This is a genomic window from Verrucomicrobiota bacterium, assembly GCA_037139415.1.
Lineage (GTDB): Bacteria > Verrucomicrobiota > Verrucomicrobiia > Limisphaerales > Fontisphaeraceae > JBAXGN01.
The window spans coordinates 22,842-31,940 of record JBAXGN010000086.1 but is presented as its reverse complement, the minus strand read 5'-3'; the positions used below and the strand labels follow the sequence as shown (position 1 = coordinate 31,940).

The 9,099-nt window shown below is 58.9% G+C and carries 5 protein-coding genes; 4 read left to right on the top strand and 1 reads right to left on the bottom strand.

Annotated elements, in window-relative coordinates:
- Nucleotides 1-397 precede the first annotated feature (397 nt).
- The 3 genes from WCO56_15880 to leuB all read left to right on the top strand — a co-directional run bounded on the left by WCO56_15880 (nucleotide 398) and on the right by leuB (nucleotide 4,865).
- Nucleotides 398-1,126 (top strand): type II secretion system protein, encoded by a 729-nt coding sequence (locus WCO56_15880; protein ID MEI7731056.1) that lies wholly within the window; start codon nucleotides 398-400, stop codon nucleotides 1,124-1,126.
- Nucleotides 1,127-1,279: 153 nt separating this feature from the next.
- On the top strand, nucleotides 1,280-3,547 hold the full coding sequence (locus WCO56_15875) for a M60 family metallopeptidase (protein MEI7731055.1): 2,268 nt from the start codon (nucleotides 1,280-1,282) through the stop codon (nucleotides 3,545-3,547).
- Nucleotides 3,548-3,713: 166 nt separating this feature from the next.
- On the top strand, nucleotides 3,714-4,865 hold the full coding sequence (gene leuB, locus WCO56_15870) for a 3-isopropylmalate dehydrogenase (protein ID MEI7731054.1): 1,152 nt from the start codon (nucleotides 3,714-3,716) through the stop codon (nucleotides 4,863-4,865).
- Between the two features lie 14 nt (nucleotides 4,866-4,879).
- Here leuB and WCO56_15865 read toward each other — a convergent pair whose 3' ends face one another.
- Entirely contained in the window at nucleotides 4,880-5,734 is an 855-nt protein-coding gene (locus WCO56_15865; GenBank protein MEI7731053.1) for a type II secretion system protein, read from the bottom strand.
- A 236-nt stretch (nucleotides 5,735-5,970) separates the two neighbouring features.
- Between WCO56_15865 and WCO56_15860 the strand changes: the two genes are divergently transcribed.
- Entirely contained in the window at nucleotides 5,971-9,084 is a 3,114-nt protein-coding gene (locus WCO56_15860) for a discoidin domain-containing protein (protein ID MEI7731052.1), read from the top strand.
- Nucleotides 9,085-9,099 lie beyond the last annotated feature (15 nt).

The window sequence follows — 9,099 nt, the reverse complement described above, 5'->3', positions numbered from 1 at the left end:
CAAAAAACCCAGTAAATACGCTGTATTTGCCTTACCCCTTCGGATTGAGGGACTCAATCCCCCGCTGGGTTGGGCGGCGGCGGGTGGTGCGTGCAACAATTCTGAAAGAATTGCGTCACCACAGGCCAGGGTTGGTTGCGGGGGCGAAGAGGGAGCAACCTACCCTTATATGCGCCCCACCTTTTCCCATCAACCCTGCAGGGGTTGCGTCAATGTACGCTTTGATAGGAAGACCGACGTTTGATGCGTGGCGGGATTGATCATGGCGTATCCATTGCCGCCGCCTTCAGGGTTACACCTGGCGCGGGACGCTTGGCCAGACCACGACGGGTCGTTGGAAAACATTGAAGGTTTCCTGGTTTCCCAGCGTCCATTCTAAGTTGCTCGTTTGGATACCATGAATAAAAACAAGTCACGCGTAGCGGAGGCGTTCACCCTGATTGAACTGCTGGTGGTGATCGCCATTATCGCCATCCTGGCCGGTCTGTTGTTGCCCGCGCTGGCGCGGGCCAAGGAGGCGGGGCGCAAAATCGCCTGTTGCAATGATCTGCGGCAGCTTGGGTTTGCCATGGTGATGTATAACGATGATAATGAGGAATTCTTCCCGCCCCCCACGTTTCCCAATGCCTGGCCGGCGCGGCTCTTTTCCTATTACGTCACCGAAAAGATTCTCGTCTGCCCCAGCGATGGCCCGAATTCGCCGCCCACCTACCCCGGCAGCCCCTTGCGGGGAGATTCCGATCCGCGCAGCTACATCGTCAACGCCTTCAATGATTATTTTTCGGTGACGTACAACACGATGGACTTTAACCAGATCGGGGCGTTAACGGCATCCAATGGGTTTCGCCGCACCAGCATCACCCTGACCTCGGATACCATTGTGTTTGGGGAGAAGGACAATGGTTCGCCGCACCTGCACATGGATTTTCTGGAGTCCATCGCGGGAAACGACTTCACGGAGGTGGATCAGTCCAAGCATAACGGCAGCAAGGCGGGGAAAAGCGGCGGCTCGAATTACGCCTTTGCCGACGGCAGCGCCCGGTACATCGCCTATCCCAAGTCGGTGTATCCCTTGAATTTCTGGGCGGTTACCGATCAGTGGCGCACGAACACCAGCCTGCCGTAAGCGGGTGCGCCCTAACGGTAACTGGACTTACCCTCCACGGCATCCGCAAATCACCTAATTTGTAGCTGCTGAAGTTGCCGCCGCCGAGCCTTGATCACTGGCAGCTAAAAGCAAGGGGTTGCAATCGGCACCTTCCCCGGTATATTTCGCGGCATGTCACGAGTATTACGCCGTTATTGTGCCGCTTGGAAGATGATCCTCCTCGTTCCATTTGCGGTAACCGCCGCATTTGCCCAGGCCCCTGCCGGCGACCTGGCGTTCCTGCTCAATGGCGTCAAAGAAATCGGCGCGCCCGGAGCGCCGGGGAATCTCTGCCTGTTTGGGCCCGGCGCGTTTCCCGTGGTCGTCGGCAAGGAAGGCACCAACGTCTCCGTGGCCATCGTCGCAGCCGCCCGCCACGGCAAAGGGCGCGTCGTCATCTTCGGCCACGACGGCTACTTTACCCCGGACACCCACGCCGACACCGAAAAACTCCTGCTCAATTCCCTGCGCTGGGCGGGGGGCGCGGCCGGTCCCGGCGCCGCCGTGCGCGTGGCCCTGCGCAAACCAGGCGGGCTGGAGAAATGGCTCCGCAAACAGCCCGGCATCACCGTGGAACTCCTCAACGGCCCCGGCTGGACCGAGAAGTTGAAGACGGCGCAAGTCCTCTGCGCGGAATCGGAAGTCGCGGGCACCGAGACCGAGGAAAACGCCCTGCGCGCGTACATCGCCAACGGCGGCGGCTGGGTCAGCGGCATCACGGGCTGGGGCTGGGCGCAGATTCACGCCGGCAAATCCCTCGCCACGGAACATCACGGCAACCGAGTCCTCTTCCCAGCCGGGTTGGGTTGGGCGGATGGCTTCGCGGGCAAGACCACCGCCAAAGGCTTCGCCGCCGATGGCAATCCCAGCCCGCTCGTGAACGCCAGCCTGGCCCTCACCACGCTGCTGAACACCAACGCCCTCGCCAAAATCAACGAGACCGCCCTCGCCCAAGTCGCCTGGAGCATCACGCAGGCCGCCCGCATGTTGCCGCCCACGGACCAGACCTTCCTCCCGCGCCTCAAGGCCATCACCGCGAGCGCCGCCACCGCTTTGCTGCCTTCCGGCAAACACCCGCTGAAGACCAAGGACGCCCTCGCGCGCGTCCTCCTCACCCTGCAAATCCAGGAGGCCCAGCGCGCCGAGCCCGAGGCCGTCCGCGCCCATCCCGCCGCCGCGAATTTCCCCGGCAGCGTGCCCGCCACGGCCAAGCGCGTCGCGGATCGCGCCCTGGAAATCAACACCGCCGTCCCCAACTGGCACGGCACCGGCCTGTACGCCGCGCCCGGCGAAGTCATCCGCGTGACGGTGCCCGAGAGCGCCACCGGCAAGAAGTTTCAAGTGCGCATCGGCTGCCACACCGACCATCTTTGGAACAAGGACCGCTGGTCGCGCGCGCCGGAGGTCGCCCTGAGCCGCCCGCTCAAGCAAACCGTCACCACCGTGGCCAGCGCGTTCGGCGGGCCGCTTTACATTGATGTCCCCGGCAAGTGCGATCTGGGCGTCATCACCGTCCATGTCAGCGGCGGCGTCGAAGCCCCGCGCTACATCCTCGGCAAGACCAGCGACGCCGATTGGAAAACCACCCAGCGCACCCTCCCCGCGCCCTGGGCCGAACTGGAATGCCCCCACGTGATTCTCTCCGTGCCCTCCGAGGTCGTCCGCAACCTCGACAACCCCGAGGCCCTGATGAAATACTGGGACCGCGTCGTCGCCGCCGAGGATGAACTGGCCGGCACCAGCGCGGACCGCAAGCGCCCCGAGCGCATGGTGTGCGATGAGCAGATCTCCGTCGGGTACATGCACTCCGGTTACCCGATCATGACGCATCTGGACGTCAAGGAAGCCGTCCTGGACTACGCCAAACTCAGCACCAAGGGCAGTTGGGGCCACTTCCACGAACTCGGCCACAACCATCAATCCGGCAGTTGGACCTTTGAGGGCACCGGCGAAGTCACCGTGAACATTTTCTCCCTGTATATCATGGAGACGGTGGTGGGCCTGCCCGCCGGCAGCGGGCATGGGGCCGTCTCCAGCGATAATATCCAGAAGAACATCCGCAAGCACCTCGCCGCCGGGACGCCCTACGAGCAATGGAAGAGCGATCCCTTCCTGGCCCTCGTCATCTACATCCAGTTGCGCGAGGGCTTCGGCTGGGACGCCTTCAAGAAAGTCTTTGCCGAATACCGCGACTTGCCGCCCGCGCAGCATCCCAAGAGCGACGACCAGAAGCGGGACCAGTGGATGGTGCGCTTCTCCAAGACCGTCGGCAAAAACCTCGGGCCCCTCTTCCAAACCTGGGGCATCCCCGTCTCCGAAAGCGCCCGCAACGAGATCAAGTCCCTGCCCGCCTGGATGCCGCCCAACTTCCCGCCCACGGCGGCTAATAAGGCGAATTGAAGCTTGCAGAAAAGCTTCGGAAGCACCATGGCTGGAACAACCTGATTCTTCGCTATTGTTGGTGTAATGACTGGCCTAAGTCCCAACACCCACCGCCGAATTCCGAACAAGACCACATTTCTTTCTTTTCAATCTGCCCCAAGCCCTCTAGGCTCCCGCGCTTTTTATGAGTAATCGAGCATATAAAATTGCGGTGTTGGCCGGCGATGGTATCGGGCCGGAAGTCATGCGTGAGGCGATCAAAACCTTGCGGGTCGTCGAACAGAAATTCGCCGTCCGGTTGGAACTGACCGAAGCGCCGGTTGGGTGGGCTGGTTTTGACGCCGCCGGGAAAGCCTTGCCCGACGCCACGTTGAAACTTTGCCAACAGTCGGATGCGATTCTGTTTGGCTCCGTCGGGCTGCCACAACGGGACCCCACCGTACCTGCCGATCAGCGTCCGGAACGCGCCGCCCTGCTGCGCTTGCGCAAGGAATTCGGCCTATTTGCCAACCTGCGCCCGGTGCGCTTGCCGGCAGCCTTGTCGCACGTATGCCCGCTGCGTCCAGAACGACAGCAGGGGGGCATTGATATTTTGGTGGTGCGCGAATTGACTGCCGGCCTGTACTTTGGCCAACCGAAATTCATGGAAGAGGTGGTTCAAGTTCCCGAGACGGGTGGAGTGGCACGTCGCTTTATGCGTGCGGTGGATACCATGGTTTCAACCACACCGGAAATTGAGCGAATTGCCCATGTGGCGTTCCGCGCCGCCAGCCAGCGTCGCAAGCGGCTCACCAGCATAGATAAAGCCAATGTGCTCGAAAACGGGGTACTCTGGCGGCAGGTGGTGACGGACGTGAGCCGCCAATACCCGGAAGTGGCAGTGGAACACATGTTCGTGGATAACGGAGCTATGCAATTGCTGCTCCGCCCCAGCCAATTTGACGTGATGCTCTGTGAAAACACCTTTGGCGACATCCTGAGCGATGAAGCGGCCGCATTGGTCGGCTCCCTGGGGATGCTACCCAGCGCCAGTTTGGGAACCGTGTCCGGCCAAACCCAGTTCGGCCTTTACGAACCAGCGGGTGGCACCGCCCCGGATATTGCCGGTAAAAACCTGGCGAATCCAATCGCCCAGATTTTATCCGCAGCCCTCATGCTGCATCACAGTTTCGGCATGGACAAGGCGGCGCTGGCGGTGGAACAGGCGGTGGAACAGACCATCAAAGACGGTTACCGCACCGGGGATATATGTGCCCCAGGCGAAAGCGGTATCCGCAAAGTGGGCACCCGGGAGATGGGCGACGCCATCCTCGAACGAATCCAAGTGAACCACTGACAACCGGCAGACGGTTAATTGGGGTTGGGCAACGGCCAAGAATTCCCGTTTTTCTGCTCGGTGGCATGCTGCATGAGCCACACCGTGTCGTTATTTTGTCCACCACCTGGGGTCGCTTTCAGGGTGCGCTCATCCCTCCATCGGTGCATGCCGGCGCGGCCATCCGCAAATGACAAGCCAGCCGCGCCCCCGTGGTAAACCGACGGGTAATCATTAAAACCACCAGACCCCCACGTGACGGTGTCATACGTGAGAACGGGATCAACCCGTAAATACCCGTCATTCGCGTTGACCTCATTCTCGTCCATAAATACCCAAAAATCTGAGGGTTTGGTGATCGTCGGAGAAGTTAAAAAGATATAGAAATTAACATTATTATCGCCGGTCTTGCCACCGCCACCCATCCGCGAGTTCATTTGGATATCCCTCACGACATTCCGCTTATCACCCGGGCACTTATAAACTTCCGTGCTGTTAACGAAAGGATACAGTAGCGCATTGCGTATCACAAGAACATTTGTAGCATCCGTCGCATTTCCCATGTTACCGGTGGACCATGCCAGATTTGTCGCCACCGTACCACCGCCATTGGAAGGATTCAACACCAGCTCATTTTCGTTGTCATCCGCATACATGATCCAGCCAAGACAAAGTTGTTTGGCGTTGGAGAGACACTTGGCACCCGTGGCCTTGAGCTTGGCGTTGGCCAAGGCCGGCAACAATAATCCCGCCAGAATGGCGATGATGGCAATGACGACTAATAATTCAATTAACGTGAAGGCCGTTCGAGTTATTTGGCGAGTTTTCATATCACTCAATTCAGTTCTGTGTGCATTTTTGTACACGTTCTTAGTATTTTTGAAAAACATATCACCTGATCCCTGGACAATCCAGTATTAAATGAGACAATTTTTTGAACGATTCGGATGGCATAATTCCGGCCCCGCCACGGTGAATAGTGGTTTGGGCATGTGGTTGGTAAGTAACTAATGTTAAGGATATTACGATTGCATGTTATAACGACTTGAATTTACCCTTTCCAAGCAGCAACCGATTTCTTACACTCTCCTCGGTAATCCATTGAAGTTTTTAAATCCGGATGCCTATGCAACAAATAACTAATCTGGTGTTCCAATTGGTGGCCTTGGTGATCGTGGCAAGCCAAATTCCACTTCATGCGGACATCCCCATCGTCTTGTCTCCCCAAGCCACGGACATCGAGCGGCTGGCGGCCAGCGAACTGGCACACTATTTGAGACAACTGTACCCAAAGCAATCGTTTGCCATTACCACCGAACCGGGAGCGGCCAGCCAGGTGATTCGGCTTGGCACTCCCAAAAGCACTCCTGATCTGCTCAAGTTGGTCCCCTTGGTCCCTGGCGCGTCGCCCGAAAGTTATCGTGCCGCCTCCATTCGCACCCCCCAGCGGGAAACCGGTATCCTTCTGGGTGCTGGCGAACAAGGCTTGATGTTTGGTGTATATGCCCTGCTGCAAAAAATGGGCTGCGGATTCCAACTCTCCGGCAATCTCCCAGTCCAAGCCAGTCATTCCGCGTTTAACTTCAACGCTTGGACAATATTCGATACTCCGTTGGTTCCAGATCGCCTGGTTTTCGATTGGCACAATTTTCTGAGCGGCTGTTCAACATGGAACCTCACGGATTGGAACCGCTGGACGGACCAATCCCAGAAAATGGGCTACAACGCGATCATGGTTCATGCCTACGGGAACAACCCCATGGTCAGCTTCGAGTTTAACGGGAAGAAAAAGCCTGTCGGTTATCTGAGCACCACCGTCAAAGGCCGGGATTGGTCCACGATGCACGTGAACGATGTGCGCCGTCTTTGGAGAGGCGAAGTTTTCCAACAGCCCGTGTTTGGCGCGGATGCGGGACAGGTGCCGGAGGACCAACGGTCGGAAGCGGCGCAGAAGTTAATGGCCGGGGTCTTTGCCCATGCCGGACAGCGCGGGATGGAGGTGTATTTCGCGGACGACGTGGACACCGGTTCAGCCAATCCGCAGGAGTTGATCCAGACGCTGCCGGAGGGCGCGCGCTTCGCCATCCAGTCGCAGGCCGGCGGTTTGAGCGGTGTACGTGGCGAAGGCAGTCAAACCCTGTGGCTGGCCAATCCCGACACCCCCGAAGGCTATCGCTATTACAAAGCACAGGTGGAAGCGTTGCTCACGGCCTATCCGCAAATCACGTGTTTAGTGGTCTGGTTCCGCAATGGCGGCACGCCGTGGATGGATTTGAAAGTCACCGAGATGCCGATCCGCTGGCAGGAGGAGTACCAAGCCGAGATCACGCGCACCCCCGAAGCGGCGAAGTTTTGGCATTCGCATAACCTGTTCGCCATTGGAAAAATCACGCGCGCCTTCGACCGCGCGCTGAAGGAACTGGGGCACGAGCGAATACGACTGGCGGCGGGCACCTGGAACTTCGCATTCCTGCCGGGTGCCGATTTATTCCTGCCACGCCACGTCACGCTCATTGGGCTGGATTACGGCGTGCTCCACGACGACTCGAAGCTGGGCTCCGCCGAAAAACGGCAGAAGTTGGCGGAAGTCGGCGTGCATCGCCCGGTCATCCCTGTAATCTGGGCGCATCACGACGATGGCAACTATATCGGCCGTCCGTACACGCCGTTTGCTGACTTTCACACGAAGCTCACCGAGGCGAAGGCGAGCGGCTTTGGCATCATTCACTGGACGACGCGTCCGCTTGATTTGTTCTTCGCCAGCCATATCCGGCAGGTCTGGGAGCGCACCCAGAACGAATCGTTGCGCACGACGTGCGACGCCATGGCCGCAAATTCGTTCGGCGCTACCGCCCGGGAAACGATGGGTGCGTATCTCGAACGCTGGGTGACCGACGCACCCAAGTTCGCCCGCGAGACCAGTGACTACTTCATTGACCGTCCGTTGACGAACATCGCCGAAGTCGTGGCTGGCTGCCGCGAACGGTTGAAGCGCATCGAGTTGTTGGAGTTCGCGGCACTTACACCGGAGCAGCGCGACCAGGTCAACTACTTCAAAAGTCTGGAGCGTTTTATCGGCGCGTTTTTTGAAACCCACGGCCATTTCCAAGACGCGCAAACTGCGTTCAAAAAAGGCGACCTCCCCACCGCGCGTGCCGCGATGGCCGAATGCCGACCGGAGCCGCTGATTGAACAGTTCGCCAAGTTCAGTTCGCTTGGCGGCATCACCCGTGGGGAGCAGGGGCTGGTTGTTTCCCTGAATACCCGCTGGCTGCCGCACATCGTGCGTCTGCGGCAGCAACTGGGGCTGGAAGCCATGCGCTATCGGTTTGGCCCCACCTCGCACGATCCACTCGCCCAATCCTCCGGCCGCTTCACGTTCTATTTCGACGCCCAGCGTCAGCTCTGGCAAACCTTGGGCGAGGAAGAAACAAAGGCCACCCCGTTCGTAGTCCCGGTGAGTGCCACGGGTGCCGACGAAATTGGGCGCAGTGGCATCGAGTCCGATCAGCCCATCTCCATGGATTTGGGACCGATTCTGGCGAGCAAGAAGGCCCCTGTCCACCTGCCTGCCGGCAATTACCAATTGCGCCTCTGGCTGCTCGATCCCACGTCCACAGCAGCGGGCCAGCGCGTTTTTGACCTCGCCACTAGCAGCGGCGCGGAAACGGGTTCGTTTATTTTCGATGCCGTCAAGGCGCGATTTCTGCGCGTCCTTTGCCATGGTAATGCCGACAATGACTGGAACAGCCTGCAAGAAGTGCAACTCGATGGCCTCGCTAAAGATGGTACGATTCCCGCCGTTACGTGCAGCAGTGCGGTGAAAGGTTTCCCAGCCCAACACGCAATCGATGGCAATCCAGACACCCGATGGGCAACCCGAGGCACCAATGAGTGGTTGCAATTCCGCCTGAATCCCAGGGCCGAAGTGCGCAGCATCGGCCTCCAATGGTTCGGCGGCGAAAAACGACAGCCCCGCTATGAAGTGCTGGTTTCCGATGACGGCACGGCTTGGACACCAGTGAAAAACTTCCGTGCCGCGACCGAAACACTGAAACCCCTCGACCGGGTGGATATATTCCAACTGGCAGGCCAGGCGAATAAAGTCGTGGGAAAGACGTATTCCCTCACCGTTCTCCGCACCGGCTTGCTTGGTTTGAAACTCACTCCCATCCAAGGCAAAGCGTTGCTATGCGGCTTGGAATTGGAACCGGTGAAACTGGCTGACGCCAAGCCATGACTCAGGCCATACCGA

What these genes read in the sequence shown, in the direction of transcription:
- WCO56_15880 (MEI7731056.1), top strand. Translation starts at nt 398, where the DNA reads ATGAATAAAAACAAGTCACGCGTAGCGGAGGCGTTCACCCTGATTGAA.
- WCO56_15875 (MEI7731055.1), top strand. Translation starts at nt 1,280, where the DNA reads ATGTCACGAGTATTACGCCGTTATTGTGCCGCTTGGAAGATGATCCTC.
- leuB (MEI7731054.1), top strand. Translation starts at nt 3,714, where the DNA reads ATGAGTAATCGAGCATATAAAATTGCGGTGTTGGCCGGCGATGGTATC.
- WCO56_15865 (MEI7731053.1), bottom strand. Translation starts at nt 5,734, where the DNA reads ATGTTTTTCAAAAATACTAAGAACGTGTACAAAAATGCACACAGAACT.
- WCO56_15860 (MEI7731052.1), top strand. Translation starts at nt 5,971, where the DNA reads ATGCAACAAATAACTAATCTGGTGTTCCAATTGGTGGCCTTGGTGATC.